This is a genomic window from Pseudomonas sp. B392_1p (assembly GCF_052245235.1).
Taxonomy (GTDB): Bacteria; Pseudomonadota; Gammaproteobacteria; order Pseudomonadales; family Pseudomonadaceae; genus Serpens; species Serpens gallinarum.
In genome coordinates, this window is record NZ_JBQPXM010000002.1 from 361,221 (window position 1) to 380,449 (window position 19,229).

Here is a 19,229-nt window from a genome sequence, read left to right on the forward strand (position 1 = left end):
ACGGGATTATCGACCAGGCGTTTTTGCAGGGATTGCTGGTCATCCCTTGCTTAAATGCGCGCCAGCGCTTGGGCCAGGTCGGTGCGCAGGTCTTCGACAGCTTCAACACCCACTGACAACCGCACCAACGCATCGCCGATGCCGAGCTGCGCGCGGGTTTCTGCGGGGATGCTGGCGTGGGTCATGATCGCAGGATGTTCGATCAGGCTTTCCACCCCGCCCAGGCTCTCGGCCAAGGCAAAGACCTGCACACCTTCGAGGAAGCGCTTGGCGCCAGCCAGATCGCTGTTCAGGTCAAGGGAAATCATCCCGCCGAATCCGCGCATCTGCCGCCGCGCCAGTTCGTGCTGCGGGTGCGACGGCAAGCCCGGATAATAGACGCGCGCAACCTGCGGCTGAGCCGCGAGCCATTGCGCCAACTCCAGCGCATTGCTGCAATGGCGTTCCATGCGCAGTGCCAGGGTCTTAACGCCGCGCAAAGTGAGGAAAGCGTCGAACGGTCCGGCGATAGCGCCCACCGAGTTCTGCAGAAAGCCCAGGCGCTCGGCCAGTTCTGCATTCTGCCCGACCACCGCGATACCACCGATCACGTCAGAGTGGCCATTCAGATACTTGGTTGTCGAGTGCAGCACGATGTCGAAGCCCAACTCCAGCGGGCGCTGTATCCAAGGACTGGCAAAGGTGTTGTCAGCCACACTGATGATTCCTCGCTCGCGACAGGAGCGCGCAACGGCGGCGAGGTCAGTGAGGCGCAGCAAAGGATTGCTCGGTGTCTCTACCCAGACCATCCGCGTGTCTTCCTGCAGCGCCGCTTCGAATGCCGCCAGGTCAGCCAGGTCGACGAAGCTGAAACGATGCCCGGCGCTGCGCCGGCGCACGCGCTCGAACAGTCGGAAAGTACCGCCGTACAGGTCATTGCCGGAGACAATGTGCGCGCCAGCGTCGAGTAGTTCGAGCACGGTGGAGACCGCCGCCAGCCCGGAGGCGAAGGCGAAAGCCTGGGCACCGCCCTCCAGGTTCGCCACGCAACGCTCCAGCGCCCAGCGCGTGGGGTTGTGCGAACGCCCGTAGTCGAGGCCCTTGTGCACACCGGGGCTCTGCTGCGCATAGGTGGAGTTGGCGTAAATCGGCGGCATCAATGCCCCGGTGGAAGGGTCCGGCGCCTGTCCAGCATGGATTACTCGGGTGGCGAAGGCGCGTGGCGCGGCGATTTCATCGTGCTGGCTCATGGTAGTGACCTGCGTAAGTGATTGAGCATGTCGACGCGGGTAATGATGCCGTGGAAGCCCGAGGCGTCTTTGATGATCGCCACCAGCCCACGGTCCAGCTCGGCCTGCAGTTCCGCCAGACTGGCGCTGGGAGGCAGGGTCTCCAGCTTGACGGTCATCGCGCTGGCTACGTTCATATGGAAGTGCGAAGCGTCTTCGTGCACGCCAAGCAGGATATCGGACTCGTCGATCACCCCGACCAGCCGCTGTCCGCCCACCAGCACCGGCAGTTGCGACACATCAGCCAGGCGCATGCGCTGGAAGGCGGTGAGCAGGGTGTCGTCCGGGCCTACGCTGATCACCCGGCCATCCTCGAAGCGCCGCGCAATCAAGTCGCGCAGATCGCCGTAGCGCTTGCGCGCAAGCAAGCCCTGATCCGTCATCCACTGGTCGTTGTAGACCTTCGACAGGTAGCGAGTGCCGGTGTCGCAGACGAAGCTGACTACCCGCTTCGGTTCGGTTTGCTCGCGGCAGTAGCGCAGTGCCGCCGCCAGCAAAGTGCCGGTTGAAGAGCCGCCCAGAATGCCTTCGGCGCGCAGCAGTCGGCGGGCATGATCGAAGCTTTCCTCATCGCTAATGGAATACGCCTGGCGTACGCTGGAAAAGTCGGCAATAGACGGAATGAAGTCCTCACCGATGCCCTCCACCGCCCAGGAGCCGGGCGTACCCAGGTTGCCGCTGCGGCTGTATTCGGCGACCACCGATCCGAGCGGGTCGGCCAGCACCATGGTCAGGTTTGGCTGCACGCGGCGAAAGAAGCGGGTCAACCCCGTCAGCGTGCCGGCTGAGCCGACGCCGACGACGATGGCATCCAGGTCATGCTGGGTCTGCGACCAGATCTCCGGAGCGGTGCTGCATTCGTGGGCCAAAGGGTTGGCCGGGTTATTGAACTGATCGGCGAAGAAGGCGTCGGGAATTTCCTGCGCCAGCCGCGCTGCAACATCCTGGTAGTAGTGGGGGTGGCCCTTGCCGACGTCGGAGCGGGTGATATGCACCTCGGCACCCATCGCCTTCAGGTGCAGGATTTTCTCGGTGGACATCTTGTCCGGCACCACCAACACCACCCGATAACCCTTGGCGCGGCCGACCAGGGCCAGGCCGAGGCCGGTGTTGCCGGCGGTGGCCTCGACGATGGTGCCGCCGGGTCGCAGGCGGCCGTCGCGCTCGGCCGCGTCAATCATCGCCAGACCGATGCGATCCTTGATTGAACCGCCGGGGTTTTGCGATTCGAGCTTGAGAAACAGCGTGCATGGGCCGGTATCCAAGCGGCTGACGCGCACCAGCGGCGTATTGCCGATTAGTTCGAGCACGGCGGGACGGGAGTCGTTCGGCATGTCGTCACCTCGCTGCGGTAAATCGCACTGGATGAACGGCAACCTGCAGCGAATCGTGGCGTGCCCGTCGCAGGAAATGCCTCACTTGGAACATAAGCAGTGAATACACAACCCGCAACCTGGGGGACCAGCCCTGCACACTCTGGCCCGCGTCGCGCTAGCGTCGACCCTACCGGCTGGCTCGATGTTTTTCGGAAAAGCCCCCACGGCTCCGGAGGCTGCGCGTCTCGAGCCCTTGACCCACCGGTTCAATACCCATTCGGCGTGGGACGCGCTGTCAGCCCACCGGCGATCAATTCTCCCGCTGGCTGGCCTACGTTGACTGTGAGCCCCACATAACTGCGAGGTGCACACACAATTACCGGGTGTCGAGCGAGCGTTCGGCAACGTGCGATAAGTAGGACTTCTCGCAGCCAGACAGCAGAGCGCCCTGCTGAGCAGGGCGCCGTTTCACTTCAAGTCGACCATCGTGGTGCGCCGTGGGGCGCACTTGCATCAGGCGAAGGTCAGGAAGCGCTGCTCGTCGTCCATGAAGGTTTTCTCGCTAAAAGGCGCTTCATTGGAGCCGAACGGCATCTGCGCGCGCAGCTTCCAGGACGCAGGCACATTCCAGGCCTTGGCCGCGGCGTCATCCACCACCGGGTTGTAGTGCTGCAGGCTGGCGCCGATGCCGGCTTCGGCCAGGGCCGTCCACACGGCGAACTGTGCAATGCCGGACGCCTGTTCGGACCAGACCGGGAAGTTGTCGGCATACAGGGCAAATTGTTCCTGCAGCCCCTTCACCACGTTCTGATCTTCGAAAAACAGCACCGTGCCAACCCCGGCCGCAAAGCTGTCCAGCTTGGCTTCCGTGGCGGCAAACGTGTCTGCTGGAACCAGCGGGCGCAAGGCGTCCTTGGCCAGTTGCCAGAACTTCTCGCTTTGTTCGCCGAACAGGATGACCGCCCGCGAGCTTTGCGAGTTAAAGGAGGAAGGAGCCTGGCGCACGCCCTCCTTGATGAGCTCGGTGAGTTGTTCGATGCCCATATCCACGTTCTTGCCCAGGGCGTATTGGCTACGGCGCTTCTTGAAAATTTCGATGGCTTGATTCGACATCTATTACTTCCTCATAGGTATATGAATTCATTCGGGCGCGTTGACTCGCCGAATCATTCTGGGAATGGGACCGCCAGGTTGGCTTGCCAGAGACGCGGATGGGCGGAAACGTCCTGATTCCTCTGGGCCATTTCGATGGTGCCGGCACGCACTGGGTGAGGCGGAGGCATGAGACCGCACTGCTGAAGCGATGAACTGATGTTAATACGGCGGGTAAAAGGACGCTAGAGGGTGATAATCTGACGCAGCGTCCTATTAGGTGAACGATGCCCATGCGAGACCTCAACGATCTCTACTATTTCGTGCAGGTGGTGGACCACGCCGGCTTCGCCCCGGCGGGCCGCGCCCTGGGGATCCCCAAGTCCAAACTGAGCCGACGCATCGCATTACTGGAGGAGCGACTGGGTACGCGTCTTATCCAGCGCTCGACACGGCGCTTCATCGTCACCGAGGCGGGTCGAACCTACTACAACCACTGCAAGGCGATGCTGCTTGAAGCCGATGCCGCCGACGAAGCGATCGCCATGAACCAGGCCGAACCGCGAGGTATCGTCCGCGTGACCTGCCCAATCGCCCTGCTCGAATCCCGCGTGGGCGACATGCTGGCCGTCTACATGCTTCGATACCCCCGTGTAGAACTGCATGTGGAGGCCACCGATCGACGTGTAGACGTGATCGGCGAAGGCGTCGACATCGCCATTCGCGTGCGTACGCCGCCGCTGGAGGACAGTGACCTGGTGCTGCGCGTGCTCGCTGAGCGTGGTCAATGCCTAGTGGCCAGCCCTGCTCTGCTCGAACGCCGCAGCCGCCTGCCGGCATCGCCAGCCGATCTGGCCGAGCTGCCCAGTATGGTGCTGCGCTCTCCGCAGAGTGAATACAGCTGGCACCTGCTAGGCCCCGAGGGGGCTCAGGCCACTATCCGCCACTCTCCGCGACTGGTCACGCGCAGCATGCCCGCCTTGCGCAAGGCAGCCATTCTGGGCGTTGGCGTCGTGCAACTGCCTCGGATGATGGTGCGCGACTGGCTGGCCAACGGCGAGCTGACCCATGTACTGCCAGGCTGGGAGCCACAACGCGAGATCCTTCATGCTGTATACCCCTCGCGCCGAGGCCAACTGCCGTCGGTGCGCGCCCTGCTCGACTTCCTGGTCGCGGAGTTCCAGACGCTGGATGAGGATTAAGTAACCGGCGGCGCGGCCCGCACGCACTTACTTCGACACTTGGCCGACCTGAAACGAAAAAGCCCCTGAAACTCCAAAAGCTTCAGGGGCTTTAACGTGCAATATGGCGGGAAGATAGGGATTTGAACCCTTCGCGCCTAAACCATGCACCGCTCTAGGCCGCATTATTCCAGTCATTCCGCTTTGCGATACGGCGTGCAGTGGCGTAGACCGGTGGGCATTTTGTCCTAAATTTGTCCTAGGATTTGCCGCCTCGCTCAGTAGTCATTCCAAATCCAGTCTGCGTGCAATCTGACACGGCAACAACTTAGTCCAGCCGGGCAATCCGGCTTCGATTCGGACGCCCCACCATCGTATACGATTCCTATGTTGAGCAAAGGGTCGCCTGACGCTCACTTGCACTTCACTACCCACAGCTGGTCAAGCCGTGTCGTGAAACTTGGGCTCAGCATTTCCCGCCGCATGCCCCAGTCCGGTTCCGTTGGCACTCGGCCAGGCCGGAGCGTTCCCCTGCCCCACTTCGCATTGATCTGATCCAGCACTCCCATCACGCGCTCGGATGCCTCAGGCTGCACCTGTGCGAACAGGTCATCGGTAAACTCGCCGCGCTGTCGTAAATCGACCAAAAGAACTTCGGCCTTGGCGAATCCGAACCCTTCCCGAAACAGCTGCTCCAGGCCAGCCAAAGCCCCCTTGGTGATCAGCCGCGTGTCGTCTGTGTGGTACGGCAGCTCCACCATCACGCCGCGGGCAAACTTCGGTTCGTCAGGATTGAACATGCCGGTCCGGATGCTCACCCTGACCCGCTTGCACATCGACTGCTGGGCGCGCAGTTTCTCGCATGCTCTCGCGGCGTAGCTGGCCACAGCCTCGCGGATCGGCGGTAGCTCAGTCAGACGCTTGCCGAACATGCGGCTACAGCAGATTTCCTGCTTCGGCGGCGCCACTTCTTCCAGGTCGAGACAGCTAATGCCGCGCAGCTCCCGGGCGGTTTTCTCCACCACGACGCTGAATTTCTTTCGCAGCGTCCAGGCGTCGGCGCTGGCCAGGTCCCACGCAGTCTTGATCTGCATCTCTTCCAGATGCGCGGTCATGCGCCGGCCGATACCCCACACCTCCTCCACCGGCAAGGCCCGCAGCAGCTTCTCGCGCTTCACGGATTCGCGCAGATCAACAACTCCGCCGGTCTGGCTTTGCCAGCGTTTGGCCGCATGGTTCGCCAGCTTCGCCAAGGTTTTGGTCGTGCTGATGCCCACGCCCACAGGAATACCGGTGCGCTGCAGAACCTCACGGCGGATCGTGCGCCCAAGCGTCTCGGGATCGGCGATGCCGGTCAGATCGGCAAACGCCTCGTCGATACTGTAAACCTCAACGGCCGGCACCAGGCTTTCGATCACGGCCATGACGCGCTCGCTAATGTCACCGTACAGGGCGTAGTTTGAAGAGAAGGCGACCACGCCCCAGCGCTCCAGGTCACGGCGAATCTGGAAGTACGGTGCGCCCATAGCGATGCCCAACTTCTTGGCCTCAGCACTCCGAGCGATCACGCAGCCGTCGTTATTCGACAGCACGACAACCGGACGCTTGCGCAGCTCCGGGCGAAATACCCGCTCGCAGCTCGCATAAAACGAATTGCAGTCGATCAGTGCGATCGCACGGTCAGTAGTGACCATGGCAACGGATGCTGTACCGAACGACGCCCCACACGCCCAGCTCATCGCCTTCAAGTAGATACCTGGGGGCATATTTCGGATTGGCCGAGCGCAATATCACCTGCCCTTGCTGCACGTCGTAAATCTTCACCAGAGGATCGTTGTTGAGCTCGGCAATGATAATTTGGCCTGGCTCGGGCATGCGGGAACGGTCAATGATCAGAATATCGTTGTCGTAGATCCCGACGCCGACCATGCTGTGACCGGAACCCCTGGCCAGGAATGTATGCGGGGCGCGGAGGTCCATCAGCTCATCGAGCGATATCGGTCCCTCGATGTGATCTTGCGCCGGACTGGGAAAGCCGGCAGGAATACGGAAGGTATAAAACGGCAGCAGCACCGATGACTCGGCAGCTGGCCCAAGGAGAAAAACGCGCATGGCAAAACTCGGCTGCTGTATATCCATACAGTAACTCGAAAATTGCCATTTTGTGTAGCCCTTGCGACGCGCGGAGGTCACATGTGCGGACGGTTTGCTCAGTACAAAATAGCCTGGGAATATCTCGACCCTATCGGTCTGGACGTGCCGCTACTCAGCGGAGTCAGTCCTGAGCCCATCGGGCGTTACAACGTAGCGCCGACCTCCAAAGTACAGATCATTCACCAAAACAGTGATGGCCTCCTACTCGAGCCGCTGCCCTGGGGCTACGCCCCGTTCTGGGCTCAAGGCAAACGCCCGCCGGCTATTAATGCGCGTGTTGAGACAGCCGCCACTTCCAAGTTTTTCCGCGACATATGGCTGTCTGGCCGCTGCATTGTGCCGGCGGATGGCTGGTATGAGTGGGTAGCCGATCCGGACAACCCCAAGGCCAAGCAGCCCTACTACATTCGCAAAGCCGATGGCGGTCCTTTGTACTTTGCAGCTATTGGGCAATTCGACCGCCGCGGCGGCATGGAAACCAAGCCAGGCGACGGGTTCGCGATCATCACAGCTGACAGTGACGAGGGAATGCTCGATATCCACGACCGACGACCAGTCGTGCTATCAGCCGAATGTGCGGCTCACTGGCTGGATCCGGAGCTGACGCCTGAAGAGGCCGCCGATGTCGTGCATGAGCACGCCGAGCCGGTGGAAATGTTCGTGTGGCACCAGGTAGGGAAAGAGATCGGAAACGTTAGAAATGAGGGGCCTGGCCTTATCCAGCGAACTCCTGCATAACCAGACCCCTTCGATCACTCGACTTTCTGTTGTTGAAGCTGTTTGCTCCTGTTCCCTTGCACCTGGTCGTATTGCAGGTTGGTCCCCTTCGTTCCTTTATTGCGGTTCCGCATGTTTGAGCTGTTGTCGGCCGGATCAATGGGCTTACGAGCCATGACATATACCTCATCCGATTACTGGCTCATTCTTTGACCTGGGAATACCCAGAGTGATCCATCGTCTGGACTTCTTGTTCTGCTCCTTGCCGCTCCATACAGTCCAGCACCTGCACAGCACAGCTCACTAGCTCCCCCTCCAGCTCATCGACCGCGCGCCGCCATTCATCATTGACCAGCACCGCTGGCCGGGCCGGCAGCCGGCACGCTACCAGCGGGCAGTAATGCCGGGCCACGGTAGGTCCGGGGGTCGGTTGTTTCGGGTCGCTCGTACAGCCGGCCGAGAGCAGCAGGCACAACACCATGCAGATAGTCAGCGACAACCTGGTCATTTCGTTTCAGCTCCTCGATTGCGCGGCTATGGTCCTGCGCGTTGCGTGTGATGTCCTGGCCGAGCGCTCGCATTTGCCGCTCGATTTCGGTGACCGCGCCGATCTGGCTTTGCTGGGTTGCGAGCACGCCGGCTTGCAGCTTGATCAACTGCCGGGCTTCGGCCAGGGACTGCTCGGCATGCCCTGCCCGCTCGGCATGCAGATCGATGCGCGGTGCCAGGCCCCACCAGACGAGGGCGGCGCCGGCTCCGGCAACCGCTGCCAACAACAGGCCCGTGGCAATCAGCCGATACTTAGCCGGAATCAGGCTCACTAGATTCATGCAGCCTCCAGCACGGCATCCATGACCTGCGCATACAGCCCGTCCCACGTGTGACGATGAGGTTTGCCAGGCCGCCAGGTGCGCAGGTAGTAATCCCAGGCAGCGCCTATTTCGCCCGCTGCGGGCAAGGCTTTGGGATCGGTCCACAGCAGCAGGCGCGCGAACGCCGCGGCCAGCACATCGTCATGCTCGAGCGCGGCGTATACAGCATCAGCCAAAGGCTCGACGCCGCGCATCTTGCAGACCGACACGGCGTAGCCTCGGGTGGCCTTATGTTCGAGCACTCCGCGAACCCCGCCATTGCGCTCGAATTGCCACAGGCCTCGTGCCGGGCCGCCGATTTGTCGCCGGTGCGTCAGTCGGGATTCTTGCAGGCCAATGGCGAGAAGCAGCACCTCGGCTTCCGGGCTGGTCATTTTCGCGGGCAGCAGTTTGAGCGCCTGGGCGATGGCCGAGGCGCGGATAGTTTCGATCATTGGTTTCTCCGGGCGCAAAAAAGCCCGCCGAAGCGGGCTCTAAAAAAGTATCGGTAAAACGAAAGCTATTCCGGCTCTAGCTCATCGGCAGTACATGGAACTACCGACCCCAGCTCACCATCCAGCGTGACGCTGATCTCCGGTATGCCAAGGAAGTAATCAAAATGCGAGACCACCCCATAGCGCTCCTCCCAAGGCCAACTGTCATGCACCTTTGACGGAGGAACCATGACTCGCAAACCAACCCGAATGTCATCGAGACGCATATAAGCTCTCCAAATATGGCTGACTCGATGGTAGCGTCGTTCACCACGAACGACCATCGGCTCGCTACAGCTCTAATACCGTCATTGTTTTGTCTTTCTTTTTTGGCTCTGCCTGGGCTTTGCCTTGTTTCCCGCCGTTGCACTCGACCGTGGTCGACCAGCCGGCCTGCGTAAACACCTGCTCCACCGAGTCGCACAGGTATTCGCCGTTGAGCCCATCTTTCAGGTCGATGACGTTGATCTTCCGCTCGGCAAATAAGTCTGTGCGCCCGGGCATTTCCAGACGCACTGCCGCCGTGCTGCGATTGAATGCTCGCAGCCTGGCCTTGGCGGCCTCCTCGGCGGCGGTTTTGTTGGGGTGGATGTGCCGGTCCGTATGCACCGGTGGCAAACCATCCGGGGCATTGCCGTTATCCAGGGTCAGTACCTCCAACGCACCCGTCTTCTTGTTCTGATAGCGGGTCTTTACGGCCGACTGGGCCGAGCGATCGGAGAATCGAAACTGCCAGCGGGACAGATCACGGCGATGCAGGTTGAGCGGTTTGACCGTCTGGCCACTGGCTGTCACGCCATCTTCGCGGCGCAGCACCAGCAGCTTGCCGTCGGCGACCTTCGCCGTGCAGTCGTACAACCGTGCCACACGGGTGATGAAGTTGAGGTCACTTTCCGCACGCTGTTCCAGGCGCGGCACCGGGTCGGTGATGGTGCACACCGCTTCCCAGCCGTTGCGTGCCGCGATCTGTTGCACCACTGCGGCCAGGCTCATGTCCTCGAAGGCACCGTTGCGCACCGTCTTGCCGCTGCCGCGCATATCAGCCGCCTTGCCACTGACGACGATGGTTGAGGGCGGGCCGGATACTGCCACTTCGTCCACGGTGTAGCGGCCCATTTTGCTCAGCACGCCGTCATAGCCCAGGTACACCTCGATGGTCGCGCCACGGCCTGGCAAGCTGATTACTTCGTCGCGGTCGTCCAGGCGCAGCTCGAATTCATCCGTTTCCAGACCCACCTTGTCGACTGTGCGCAGGGTCAACAGCCGGTCGTTGATCAGCGCGGTAATGTCTTCGCCGTTGGCCACTATTCTGAAGTCCGGTTTCATATCAGCTCCACAGCTGCAGGGTATGGCCATCCTGCACCGGCAGATCCGGCAGGGTGATCACTACCCCCGCGCGGAAGGGTTGCGGCTCGGCGGCCAGCCCATAGTTGGCCTCCAGCACCGCCTCCAGACAGCCGTTGAGGTGGCCGTAATGAGCGTGACAAATGGAGTCCAGCAGGTCGCCGTCAATGGTTCTGCACATCGTCGCCATAGCGCACAAACTCCAATGAGAATCCCTGTTTGCGCGGGATGCCGCCGCGCAGCAGCGCGCTTTGATCTTCCTGAATGCTGCGCAAGCACCAGGCCCCCAGCACATGGCCGGCACCGGTGACCAGATCCAGCGGCACCAGCCGCGCTGCCAAGGCGCGCAATGCCTCGAGCTGGCCGAGGCCGCCGCGCCACTGCGGGAATACCGCCCCCTTGAGGGTCATCTTTTCATCGCCAAGGCCAACCGCCTGCTGCGCGGCGCGCCGCGTCAGGCGCTCCTGGCCAACCCACTTGTAGTCCGACTGACGCATCAGCTCGTTAAAGGCCAGGGTGTCCAAGTTGAAATAGAACGGCTGGCCTCCCCCGTGCGGGGTGGCGATCAGCAGGTGGGGAAAGGGCGGCACCGCCGCCGGGGCCGGAGTAGCCCCCTCGCCCAGCGCAGCGGTGGACTGGATGTCGCTCTTCGTTGGGCTGGTCTTGCCCGTCACCGCATTGACCGCCTGCTTGAGCTTGCCGACCTGCTCGTTCATCGCGGTCACGCGCTGCGACACCTCGGTGGCGACGCGAGAGGCGCGGTTGTAGGTGGTCACCACCTTGTTGACCTTGGACTGGGCGGCCGAAATTCCCCGCATGGCCCGCTGGAGTTTCGCAGCGTCCGCTGACGACACCCCGGGCATGTTCGTCAGGTCCCCGAGGGCGCCGCTGAAATCGCCCATGGCGCCATTCAACGGCCCAGCCATTGAGTCCGAATCGCGGCGCCCCGCCTCCCCTGCTTGGGCCAGGTTCTGCATGCCACTTTGTAGCGCGTCCAGAGCCATCGCTCCCCCCTTTAAATGTGTGGTGCGTCGAACATTTGCCGGCGTTGCTGCTCTTCGGCGTAGTCGCGCATTTGCTGCTGCAGGCGCGGCATCAGCTGGTCGATCAACTGCTGAGGATCTTTGACATCCCCTTGCACGGTCAGCTGCACCTGCGGACTAAAGCTGAACGCCTGAGCGACTTCCCTTCGTTCGGGCGCCTTGGCCAGCACCGCCGCCAGTGGCTCAGTGGTTTTCGCCACTGGCTCGTCACCCGCCAGGGCGCGCCCCGCCGCAGCGCCCAACGCGCTGCCACCCATGCTGCCCAGAATGCCGCCGATGACGCCCCCAATGGCGGTGCCCACGATAGGCACCAGCGAGCCCAGCGCAGCGCCGGCTGCAGCCCCCGCCAGCGCCCCACCCAATCCGCCGGCCGCATCGCCATAGCCCTCGGCCTTCTCGCGCGTGGTCGTCGCGTTCTGGTAGGTGTCCACGGCCTTCAGGCCCGCATCCACCACCGCCAGCGCCCCGCCGGCCTTGACCACCTTGCCGACGCTCACCCCACCGCCGCGCCGCGCAGTGGCAGAGGCTCCGCCACCCTTGCCTGCAGTTGGCGAGTTGGTGACGAACACCCGCTGCACGACGTTCGGGTTGCCCATCAGCGTGCCGCGCGCCACGTTGAGCGCGCCTTTCGCGATCTTGAATGCGCTGAACGCGGCACCGGCTGCCGTCACGGCGCCGCCCAGTAGCAGAGCGGATCGAATGGCGCCCGGCGAGCTCTCGGCCAGACTGGCAATGCCATAGGTCAGCTTGGTCAGGCCGTCGGCCGCCAGGTCGGTGATCGGTCGAATCGCATCACCGATGCTCGTCATGGACGCCTCGATGCCGGCTGTGGCACTGGCCCAGCGGGCATTGGAGGTTTCACGCTGCTTGGCGGCATCGGCCTCGATCTTGGCCTTGCCGTCGGTGGCCTTGATGCCCTCGATGTCGGCCTTGATCTTGTCGCCGTACTTGATCTGCGCGAGCAGGCCGGCACTGGCGCTCTTGTCGCTGACGATATCAGCCAGGCCCGCCGCCTCCAGCAGCGACACCATCGCCTGATCTTCCTCGGCGCTGCCGTCTGCCGCCGCCCGGATGCGCTCCTTGAGCGCTGCGACTTCCTGAGCACGTTCCGGGTTGCTCTGCGCGAGCATCTTCTCGGACAGCATGATGAACGCGTCGACCGGGTTGGCTGCCTTGCCGCTTCTCACCGCCGCCGTCAGCGAGCCGGCGAGGTCGTAGCCTTCGTCGGCGAAGCGTTTCTGGCTGGTGCTGCTGATCACCGCGTTCAGCAGGTTGTCCATGTTGGTCGCCGCAGCCGCCGCATCCTGCGTCTGGTTGTACTGCGACTGCAGGCTCGCGCCGAGGAACTGCACGGCTTCCGGGCCTTCCATGCCCAGCTTGCGGATCGTGCCCAGCAGGCTCGGCAGATAGCGCGCCATCTCTTTCGGACCGAAGGCGCCGATGTCGCCGGCAGCCGCCACCTGGCCGATCATGCCGGCCATGTCCGCTTGCTTGACGCCGGCTTCCTTGAAGGCGTGAAACAGGGTGGCCACCGTGCCGGCTTCCATGCCCTGACCGTCGATCAGGTCGGCCACCAGCGGTGCATAGTCCACCGACTCTTCCCAGTCGATGCCCTTTTCGATCAGCCCCGCCACCGCCCCAGCCAGCTTTTGCTGACCCATGCCCTTCTCGGCTGCCACCGCCGCGATGCGGTTGGCCATGGCGGCTTCTTCCTCGGTACCGGCAATGTGTGCCCACAGCGCCATCTGGCGAATGTTGGCTTGGTAATCACCGGACACTTTGGTGGGGATGGCGGCGGCGGCTGCCAGCGCCGTGGCGCGCCCGAGATTGCTTTTCAGCCCCTGTTTGCCTTCCTGAATCTGCGCGGCACCCGTGCTCTTGAGTTCCGACGCGCGCGCTTCGCGGCCCAGGTCTTTATAGGCCTTGGCCAAGTTACCGACCGCCACGCCTTGGCGGCTCAGTTGACTTAGATTGGATTCCAGCTTGCGGCGCATTCCGTCCGCCGCTGCACCGCCTTCAAGGTGGGTACGGCGCCACTCTTCGCGCAGCTTGATGGTTTCCCCGATGGTGGTTTGCAGGGCACGCGCCTTGGCCCCTTGCGCGTCCAGGCGCTTGATGCGCCCTTCCACGTCACGGAACGCCGAGCCCACACTGGCACTCACCGCGCCGCCGATCACCACCCCTAGCGCCAGTTTACCCGCGGCCATTTATCTACCCTCAGCCCGGCCGGCGGCTCACTCGGTGAGCCACCACACCATGTCATTGAACGGCATGCTTTCCAGCTCGGCCGCCGAAAAATGCAACTCTTGGGCGAGCCGCCGGGCCAGCCTGCGTTGAATGGACGGGCTAAAGCCCGTCGTCGCGCACCAGGCGAAAGTAGGCCTTGTTGATGCGGTTGTAGTCCCACACCTTCAAGCCCTCCACGTCGTCCTGCGAGGCGCCGATCAGGCTGGCGAACAACACATCGTCGGCGGCGTCTTCATCATCGCCACCCACTTTGCGCGCCGCGCGCACGTCCTTGATGGTCGGGGCACGCATGGTCACTTGATCGACCGTAATCCCGCACACCATCGACGGGGTCTTGAGGGTGATCACCGCGCCGTCGTCGGTGATCTTCAGCCAGGCTGGCTGGGCTTCTTTCGTTGTCATGGTCATTCCTTACATGCCCAGGGCAGTACGCACTGCCGCCAATTGATCCACGCCATTGACGACCCGCACCGCGTTGGCCGGATCAATCTCATGCACCAGGGTGTCGTCGATCTCCAGCTTGTAGTAGCTGAGCGACACGCCGTATTTGAACTCGGCCTTATCGCCCGGCTTCCAGTCGCCCGGATCGACCTCAATCAGCTGTCCGCGAAACGTCGCGATCACCTTCTTGACCTTGCCTTTCTGGCCCTTGAAAGCGCCCCGGAAGTTGCCGAAAAAGGCGCTCTGGTCAGCCAGGCCGAACTTGCCGAGCACCTCGCTGCGGGCGCCGGAGCAGCTGAAACCCGCCTCCAGCTTTTCCAGCCCCATGTCCATATCGATGGGCGCGTCCATGCCGCCGGCGCGGTGCTCTTCGGTTTTCACCTTGAGCTTGGGCAGGGTGACGCTCAGCACGTCGCCCGCGAAGTTGGTGCCGTCCAGGAACATCGTCATGTTGAACAGCGTTTCAGGGATCATTGCCATTGCCTGGCTCCTTAGTTATCCAGCACTTCGGTGAGCCACTGGTTGGTGACCTCGACCATGAACGTGGGGTTTTCCGCCGGGGGAACGTCGGTGAAGCGAATCATCCAGAACACCTTGCCCTGCTCCAGCTGGCTGGCCGTGTTGCGCTCCGGATCGGCGTAGACCTCGAAGTTGATCACCGCGCCCTGGTTGCGCAGGTCACGCATGAAGTTCTGCAGCCCCTCAGTCACATCCGAGACGTAGGTCTTGGTGATCCCTCGGTCGACCGCCCATTTGTGGCCGTAGAGGATCGCGTCCATGACGATGTCCAGCGTGCGCACGCGGGTGACGAACGCCCACTTCGGATCGCTGGACAGCGTGCGGTTGCCCCACAGGCGATAGCCATCGTCCCGGATGATCGTGGCAATGTTGGCGTTGTTGAGCAGGTTGGCGCGGCAGGTCTCGTCACCGTCCAGGTACTCGATGGGCCGCGTGGTGCCGGTGATGCCGACGAACTCTTTGTTCGAGGGCGAGGACCAGAAGCCGTACTCGGTATCCGTCCAGGCGAACAACCCCGCCGTCCAGGCCGAGGCCGGTGCATCGACCGTGGCATCGGCCTCGGTATCCCACTGCTGCACGCCCGGATCGACCATGTAGAGACGCTTGGAGCCGAACTCTCCCGCGTAGGCCATGGCCGCTTCATCGGTCGTGCGAGGACCGTCGATGATTGCCACGGCACGCAGTTTGCCGGCCAGCGCATCCATCTCGGTGGCCACCGCCTGGGTGGCCGAATGGCCCGGGGCAACCAGCAGCCGCGGCTGCGCGTTGAAGCGCGACTTGCCGTCGAGCAGCGCCTGCAGGCCGGTACGTGTGCCGTCGGACTTGACGCCGCCGATGATGGCCGACGTCAGCGCCTCGGGCGTTTCCGGCGCGACCACGCCGACCGCGACGATCACCGCCTTGGCCCGCTTGTAGATTGCCTTGGCCGCTTTGGTGATGGCCGCATCCGGACCGAACGCCGCCACCGCCTCGCGCTCGCTGGTCAGCAGCACCGGCACATCCGGCAATGCCGTGGGCACACCGTCGGCATAAGGGCCGGTCGTGAAGGTATCGACCAAGCCAATGATCGACGTCGACGGCAACGCAATGGTGCGTGCCCCCACATCCAAAAGCGTGACGGTCACGCCGTGAAAGAAGCTCATAGGCTCTCCTGAAACGAAAAAACCCGCACAGGGCGGGTCGGCAGGTAAGGGAATGTATTGCGTGGTTTGCTAGGTGGTGGGCAGTGGATACCGCTTTTTGATCTCGGCTACAGCGGCCAGCCAGGTTGTGTAATCGGGCTCGGAGCCTAACTGCAGGGCGTCGTAATCGGCCTCGTTTTTCAGTGGATCCGAATTCGCGGCATATGCCGCGCGGCGCAGGGCCTGGACCTGCATTAGGGTCAGCGGTACCGCCTCGGGTGCGACGTAAAGTGGAATTTCCCCATATTCGCCAGCTATCGCTCGGGCGTAGAGGTCACACCCATAATCCTCGCTATCGTCTGCTGACGCGGTGAACGGTATCCACCCCAGCCCTGGATGATTAATTTCACAGTCGATGGCGCCAGTGGCGATAAATCGTAATTTTCTAACTTCCATCTATGCAACCCTCAATACGAGCGAGCGGGTGTTTATGCCGCTAAAACGACCCATGACACGCCAAGTACCTGTCGGTTTGGGGGATGACGCAGTGTTCCCCTCAGACGTTGCATACTCAAGGTTTGATCCGGCAACCAGTGCGCCCGGCTCATGCACTCCACTGAGCACTTTGCACCAACCGTATGTTCCGACACTGCCGAGTGGCGCTGCTGCTATCGCTGCGAGAACCGACTCAGCAGTCGCCGGCGCGCCGATGGTTACATTAGAGCCGGCATTAACCGATACCCCGTTAATGATGATAGCGGTGGCCAGCTTGGTGGCGGCCGCCGCCGTAGCGCCAACGCCGAGCTTTCCCGCCAGGGCATTCATCATCGTCGTGGCGAAGTTCGGATCGTTACCGAGCGCGATAGCTAGCTCGTTGAGCGTGTCCAGCGCCGCTGGCGACGAGCCCACCAGGGCGGCAATCGCTGCGCGCACAAACGCCGTGTTGGCGATCTGCGTGTTGTTAGTGCCGGCTGCCGCGGTGGGCGCCGTCGGTGTGCCAGTGAGCGCTGGTGAGGCCAATGGCGCGGCTTTCAGCGTGGCACGAGCAGCAGCATCGTCGGCATCATCGAGCAGCGACCGGGCGAATGCGCTCAGCTCCGTCAGCGCGAACTGGTCGGCGCCGGTCGAGTAGATCAGTTGGTTGACGGCGGTGGCCAATTTCGACAGAGCGGTCAGTGTGGCATCCAGAGGCTGCTTGCCGCCCAACAGCGGATCGACGTAATCGCGGGTTGCGAGCACTACCGAGGGGTCGATCTTTAGCTGCACATTGGCAATGTTGCCGAACAGGATATGCATGCGAATAACCTGCACGCGACCCGATCCCTGTGCAAGCAGCGGTTTGTAACTTGGGGCTAACGATGCGACTGCCACAAAGGCACCATCGGCATCAAAAAGGGCCCCCTCACGAATCCAGAACCCGCCCACCTCCGGTGGCAATACCAGCTCGGCAATCAGCACACCAGGATCGGTAGGTGATGGATACAGCGCATTCAGGTCCGCCGTGTAGACCGGATGAATCAGCGCGGTCTGACTGGGATCAGGGGTCGGGTCGGGGTGCTGCGCCGGGTCTCCGCCAGCGTCTCCCAATTGCATGCGGGTGATCTTCCAGGGGATGCCCTGCGCGTTTGCCTGGGTCTGTTTATCGACCCCCACGTGGGTAAGGAGGCCGCCAAATCGCGATGTTGCGTTAGCCATTGTTGGTGTCCTGCCAGGGGTAGGTTTCCAGCACATCCCCCTCGACCACGGCGACGCCGTAATAGGCAGGGATGTGGGACTCCAAGTTGATGCTGAGGCCAATCAGGTGGCGGGTTAGCGGCTTGGCGTCGTCGATCAGCCGCTCCACCTCCCGGTACATTTCGTCGGTGATGCCGTGCTCGAGCACGCCGAGGCGCAGCTGAAACGTGCCGCGCGGGCCCGGCGGTTCGGTCTGCCACCACTCGACGATGTCGATCAGGTAGCCCAACGGCTCGACGACGCGCCGCAGCGCCGAGATCGTGCCCTTGTGCAGATGCACGTCGCAGGACGCCTTGATCACGCCGCGCTTGACCTCGTTGCTCCAGGCGATGTCCCAGCGATCGACCGAATAGGCCCAGGCCAGGTACGGCAAGAACGCTGGTGGACAACGGTCCGGATCAATCAGGTCACGGATGGGCACCGGCAGGTCGTTGGCCATCACGTCCGCCAGCGCCCGCTCGAGCGGCGTCGAATTGCTGGGCAGCAGTTGGCTACTCATCCTCGCCGCCCTCGGTCACGCGGTACTCCGCGCAATAGGCCGCCTGTGTGTAGTCAATGACCACGTCGGCGGCAGGGGCCAGTAATTCCACACGCTGCACGCCCGACACATGCAGAGCGGCATACAAGGCGCTGCGGCGGATGTCGCGACCGATGCGCCGCTGAGTCGAGATGTACGCGTGTAGCGAGGCTTGTGCGGCAGCCAGCACCACCTCGGCTTCGGGTCCTGGCAACAGGTACAGCACGGCGTCCACGCTGTATGGCACCACCTCAACCGACTGCACCGTGACCCGATCACCGATCGGGCGCACCGACTCATCGTTGAGGGCAGCGCGTACCGCCTGCAGGATATCCTCTCCCGCCGTGCCATCGCCCTGGCGCGACAGCACACTGATCAGCGCCTCGCAGGGTGCTGGGCTTTCCGCGCTGACATCGGCAATGCGCCCATCGGCGGCCAGCGCGTGCGCCTTGTAGGCGCTGCGCGGGCCGGCCACCGACAGGCGCTCGAAGGCCATCTGCCCGCGGCTGCGTAACGACTCGTCGTCCTCCATCACGGCCTCAATGGGCGGCACCGCCAGCGGATCTGCTGCAACGACAGTTAGGCGTTTAACATCGACGCCCGCGCACACCTGATCCAGGTCGCCCTTTTGTGCGAATGCCAGCAACACCGCGCGGGCGGCGTCATTCACACGGGCGCGATCGGTGACCTTGCTGTAGGCCGCCACCTCCAGCAACTTGAGCACCGGATCGGACTCCAGCTGGGCCGTCCAGGCCTCGCCCATGCTGTCACGAAATTGATCGAGCTTTTCTTGGAAGGTGGCCTCGAAGTCCAGCTCTTCCAGCACGTTCGGGCGCGGCAGCGCCGACAGGTCCACTACGCTCACGCGGCCACCTCTAAGGTCACACTGTTGCCCAGGTATTTGCCGGTCAGCTCGAAGCACACCCGGCCTCCGACCACCGAAACCACTCGCACACGCTGCAGCTGAATGCGCGGTTCCCAGCGCCCAATCGCTCGGGCCGCTTCGGCCTGTACCGCGCTTTTCCAGCCCTCATTGACCGGCAGGTCAACCATGCGGCGCAGGCGGGTGCCGTACTCCGGACGCATCCGGCGACTGCCCAGCGGGGTACCCAACAGGTCTTCGATGGACTGCCGCAGATGCGCAATGCCTGCCAGCGGCAGCCCGGTGCGGCGATCCATTCCGACCATGG

22 protein-coding genes and 1 pseudogene are annotated in these 19,229 nt (G+C 62.8%); 2 read left to right on the plus strand and 21 right to left on the minus strand.

What is annotated here, in order from left to right:
* Nucleotides 1-50 precede the first annotated feature (50 nt).
* The 3 genes from ACTV8E_RS03995 to ACTV8E_RS04005 form a co-directional block, all read right to left on the minus strand.
* Nucleotides 51-1,229 carry a trans-sulfuration enzyme family protein gene (locus tag ACTV8E_RS03995; protein WP_443198562.1) on the minus strand — a complete coding sequence of 393 codons (1,179 nt, stop codon included), beginning with the start codon at nt 1,227-1,229 and terminating at the stop codon, nt 51-53.
* Nucleotides 1,226-2,602, minus strand: coding sequence for a cystathionine beta-synthase (locus ACTV8E_RS04000; protein ID WP_273535745.1), 1,377 nt, complete (start codon nt 2,600-2,602; stop codon nt 1,226-1,228). Before ACTV8E_RS04000 ends, ACTV8E_RS03995 begins: the two co-directional genes overlap by 4 nt.
* A 495-nt stretch (nt 2,603-3,097) precedes the next feature.
* Nucleotides 3,098-3,697: a nitroreductase family protein gene (locus ACTV8E_RS04005; RefSeq protein WP_443198563.1), complete on the minus strand. Its 600-nt coding sequence runs from the start codon at nt 3,695-3,697 to the stop codon at nt 3,098-3,100.
* A 272-nt stretch (nt 3,698-3,969) separates the two neighbouring features.
* Here ACTV8E_RS04005 and ACTV8E_RS04010 point away from each other — a divergent pair, with 272 nt between their 5' ends.
* Nucleotides 3,970-4,878, plus strand: a complete 909-nt coding sequence (locus ACTV8E_RS04010) for a LysR family transcriptional regulator (RefSeq protein WP_251836743.1) — start codon at nt 3,970-3,972, stop codon at nt 4,876-4,878.
* A 392-nt stretch (nt 4,879-5,270) separates the two neighbouring features.
* On the opposite strand, the gene ACTV8E_RS04015 is transcribed toward ACTV8E_RS04010, so the two are convergent.
* Both ACTV8E_RS04015 and ACTV8E_RS04020 read right to left on the minus strand, forming a co-directional pair.
* Complete coding sequence (locus ACTV8E_RS04015) at nt 5,271-6,551, minus strand: Y-family DNA polymerase (RefSeq protein WP_443198564.1); 1,281 nt, start codon at nt 6,549-6,551, stop codon at nt 5,271-5,273.
* A complete protein-coding gene (locus ACTV8E_RS04020; RefSeq protein WP_443198667.1) occupies nt 6,538-6,969 on the minus strand; it encodes a LexA family protein in 432 nt (143 codons plus the stop codon). The genes ACTV8E_RS04015 and ACTV8E_RS04020 overlap by 14 nt, the downstream gene beginning before the upstream one ends.
* A gap of 81 nt (nt 6,970-7,050) precedes the next feature.
* Here ACTV8E_RS04020 and ACTV8E_RS04025 point away from each other — a divergent pair, with 81 nt between their 5' ends.
* The gene (locus ACTV8E_RS04025; protein WP_443198565.1) at nt 7,051-7,749 is read left to right on the plus strand and encodes an SOS response-associated peptidase family protein; all 699 of its coding nucleotides are present in this window, start codon (nt 7,051-7,053) and stop codon (nt 7,747-7,749) included.
* A 181-nt stretch (nt 7,750-7,930) separates the two neighbouring features.
* Here ACTV8E_RS04025 and ACTV8E_RS04030 read toward each other — a convergent pair.
* The 16 genes and pseudogenes from ACTV8E_RS04030 to ACTV8E_RS04105 form a co-directional block, all read right to left on the minus strand.
* A pseudogene (locus ACTV8E_RS04030) lies at nt 7,931-8,149 on the minus strand (hypothetical protein); the annotation flags it as partial.
* Nucleotides 8,073-8,558 (minus strand): hypothetical protein, encoded by a 486-nt coding sequence (locus tag ACTV8E_RS04035; protein ID WP_443198566.1) that lies wholly within the window; start codon nt 8,556-8,558, stop codon nt 8,073-8,075. The gene ACTV8E_RS04035 and the pseudogene ACTV8E_RS04030, both read right to left, overlap by 77 nt.
* Nucleotides 8,555-9,034, minus strand: a complete 480-nt coding sequence (locus tag ACTV8E_RS04040) for a hypothetical protein (protein WP_443198567.1) — start codon at nt 9,032-9,034, stop codon at nt 8,555-8,557. The genes ACTV8E_RS04035 and ACTV8E_RS04040 overlap by 4 nt, the downstream gene beginning before the upstream one ends.
* A gap of 65 nt (nt 9,035-9,099) precedes the next feature.
* On the minus strand, nt 9,100-9,300 hold the full coding sequence (locus ACTV8E_RS04045; RefSeq protein ID WP_443198568.1) for a hypothetical protein: 201 nt from the start codon (nt 9,298-9,300) through the stop codon (nt 9,100-9,102).
* 64 nt (nt 9,301-9,364) lie between these two features.
* A complete protein-coding gene (locus ACTV8E_RS04050) occupies nt 9,365-10,399 on the minus strand; it encodes a phage late control D family protein (RefSeq protein WP_443198569.1) in 1,035 nt (344 codons plus the stop codon).
* Nucleotide 10,400: 1 nt separating this feature from the next.
* Nucleotides 10,401-10,607: a tail protein X gene (locus ACTV8E_RS04055; RefSeq protein ID WP_443198570.1), complete on the minus strand. Its 207-nt coding sequence runs from the start codon at nt 10,605-10,607 to the stop codon at nt 10,401-10,403.
* Entirely contained in the window at nt 10,582-11,421 is an 840-nt protein-coding gene (locus ACTV8E_RS04060) for a phage tail protein (RefSeq protein WP_443198571.1), read from the minus strand. Before ACTV8E_RS04060 ends, ACTV8E_RS04055 begins: the two co-directional genes overlap by 26 nt.
* 11 nt (nt 11,422-11,432) lie before the next feature.
* Nucleotides 11,433-13,667: a phage tail tape measure protein gene (locus tag ACTV8E_RS04065; protein WP_443198572.1), complete on the minus strand. Its 2,235-nt coding sequence runs from the start codon at nt 13,665-13,667 to the stop codon at nt 11,433-11,435.
* Between the two features lie 139 nt (nt 13,668-13,806).
* Nucleotides 13,807-14,109 (minus strand): phage tail assembly protein, encoded by a 303-nt coding sequence (locus tag ACTV8E_RS04070; RefSeq protein ID WP_443198573.1) that lies wholly within the window; start codon nt 14,107-14,109, stop codon nt 13,807-13,809.
* Between the two features lie 9 nt (nt 14,110-14,118).
* Entirely contained in the window at nt 14,119-14,628 is a 510-nt protein-coding gene (locus ACTV8E_RS04075; protein WP_443198574.1) for a phage major tail tube protein, read from the minus strand.
* Between the two features lie 11 nt (nt 14,629-14,639).
* Entirely contained in the window at nt 14,640-15,809 is a 1,170-nt protein-coding gene (locus tag ACTV8E_RS04080) for a phage tail sheath subtilisin-like domain-containing protein (RefSeq protein WP_443198575.1), read from the minus strand.
* Between the two features lie 69 nt (nt 15,810-15,878).
* Complete coding sequence (locus ACTV8E_RS04085; protein ID WP_443198576.1) at nt 15,879-16,244, minus strand: hypothetical protein; 366 nt, start codon at nt 16,242-16,244, stop codon at nt 15,879-15,881.
* On the minus strand, nt 16,245-17,483 hold the full coding sequence (locus tag ACTV8E_RS04090) for a phage tail protein (protein WP_443198577.1): 1,239 nt from the start codon (nt 17,481-17,483) through the stop codon (nt 16,245-16,247).
* A complete protein-coding gene (locus ACTV8E_RS04095; protein WP_443198578.1) occupies nt 17,476-18,021 on the minus strand; it encodes a phage tail protein I in 546 nt (181 codons plus the stop codon). The genes ACTV8E_RS04090 and ACTV8E_RS04095 overlap by 8 nt, the downstream gene beginning before the upstream one ends.
* Nucleotides 18,014-18,904 (minus strand): baseplate assembly protein, encoded by an 891-nt coding sequence (locus ACTV8E_RS04100; RefSeq protein ID WP_443198579.1) that lies wholly within the window; start codon nt 18,902-18,904, stop codon nt 18,014-18,016. The genes ACTV8E_RS04095 and ACTV8E_RS04100 overlap by 8 nt, the downstream gene beginning before the upstream one ends.
* On the minus strand, nt 18,901-19,227 hold the full coding sequence (locus ACTV8E_RS04105) for a GPW/gp25 family protein (protein WP_443198580.1): 327 nt from the start codon (nt 19,225-19,227) through the stop codon (nt 18,901-18,903). The genes ACTV8E_RS04100 and ACTV8E_RS04105 overlap by 4 nt, the downstream gene beginning before the upstream one ends.
* Nucleotides 19,228-19,229 lie beyond the last annotated feature (2 nt).

What these genes read in the sequence shown, in the direction of transcription:
- ACTV8E_RS04045 (WP_443198568.1), bottom strand. Translation starts at nt 9,300, where the DNA reads ATGCGTCTCGATGACATTCGGGTTGGTTTGCGAGTCATGGTTCCTCCG.
- ACTV8E_RS04055 (WP_443198570.1), bottom strand. Translation starts at nt 10,607, where the DNA reads ATGGCGACGATGTGCAGAACCATTGACGGCGACCTGCTGGACTCCATT.
- ACTV8E_RS04090 (WP_443198577.1), bottom strand. Translation starts at nt 17,483, where the DNA reads ATGGCTAACGCAACATCGCGATTTGGCGGCCTCCTTACCCACGTGGGG.
- ACTV8E_RS04005 (WP_443198563.1), bottom strand. Translation starts at nt 3,697, where the DNA reads ATGTCGAATCAAGCCATCGAAATTTTCAAGAAGCGCCGTAGCCAATAC.
- ACTV8E_RS04040 (WP_443198567.1), bottom strand. Translation starts at nt 9,034, where the DNA reads ATGATCGAAACTATCCGCGCCTCGGCCATCGCCCAGGCGCTCAAACTG.
- ACTV8E_RS04080 (WP_443198575.1), bottom strand. Translation starts at nt 15,809, where the DNA reads ATGAGCTTCTTTCACGGCGTGACCGTCACGCTTTTGGATGTGGGGGCA.
- ACTV8E_RS04065 (WP_443198572.1), bottom strand. Translation starts at nt 13,667, where the DNA reads ATGGCCGCGGGTAAACTGGCGCTAGGGGTGGTGATCGGCGGCGCGGTG.
- ACTV8E_RS03995 (WP_443198562.1), bottom strand. Translation starts at nt 1,229, where the DNA reads ATGAGCCAGCACGATGAAATCGCCGCGCCACGCGCCTTCGCCACCCGA.
- ACTV8E_RS04025 (WP_443198565.1), top strand. Translation starts at nt 7,051, where the DNA reads ATGTGCGGACGGTTTGCTCAGTACAAAATAGCCTGGGAATATCTCGAC.
- ACTV8E_RS04105 (WP_443198580.1), bottom strand. Translation starts at nt 19,227, where the DNA reads ATGGTCGGAATGGATCGCCGCACCGGGCTGCCGCTGGCAGGCATTGCG.
- ACTV8E_RS04015 (WP_443198564.1), bottom strand. Translation starts at nt 6,551, where the DNA reads ATGGTCACTACTGACCGTGCGATCGCACTGATCGACTGCAATTCGTTT.
- ACTV8E_RS04085 (WP_443198576.1), bottom strand. Translation starts at nt 16,244, where the DNA reads ATGGAAGTTAGAAAATTACGATTTATCGCCACTGGCGCCATCGACTGT.
- ACTV8E_RS04070 (WP_443198573.1), bottom strand. Translation starts at nt 14,109, where the DNA reads ATGACAACGAAAGAAGCCCAGCCAGCCTGGCTGAAGATCACCGACGAC.
- ACTV8E_RS04075 (WP_443198574.1), bottom strand. Translation starts at nt 14,628, where the DNA reads ATGGCAATGATCCCTGAAACGCTGTTCAACATGACGATGTTCCTGGAC.
- ACTV8E_RS04000 (WP_273535745.1), bottom strand. Translation starts at nt 2,602, where the DNA reads ATGCCGAACGACTCCCGTCCCGCCGTGCTCGAACTAATCGGCAATACG.
- ACTV8E_RS04060 (WP_443198571.1), bottom strand. Translation starts at nt 11,421, where the DNA reads ATGGCTCTGGACGCGCTACAAAGTGGCATGCAGAACCTGGCCCAAGCA.
- ACTV8E_RS04010 (WP_251836743.1), top strand. Translation starts at nt 3,970, where the DNA reads ATGCGAGACCTCAACGATCTCTACTATTTCGTGCAGGTGGTGGACCAC.
- ACTV8E_RS04095 (WP_443198578.1), bottom strand. Translation starts at nt 18,021, where the DNA reads ATGAGTAGCCAACTGCTGCCCAGCAATTCGACGCCGCTCGAGCGGGCG.
- ACTV8E_RS04035 (WP_443198566.1), bottom strand. Translation starts at nt 8,558, where the DNA reads ATGAATCTAGTGAGCCTGATTCCGGCTAAGTATCGGCTGATTGCCACG.
- ACTV8E_RS04050 (WP_443198569.1), bottom strand. Translation starts at nt 10,399, where the DNA reads ATGAAACCGGACTTCAGAATAGTGGCCAACGGCGAAGACATTACCGCG.
- ACTV8E_RS04020 (WP_443198667.1), bottom strand. Translation starts at nt 6,969, where the DNA reads ATGCGCGTTTTTCTCCTTGGGCCAGCTGCCGAGTCATCGGTGCTGCTG.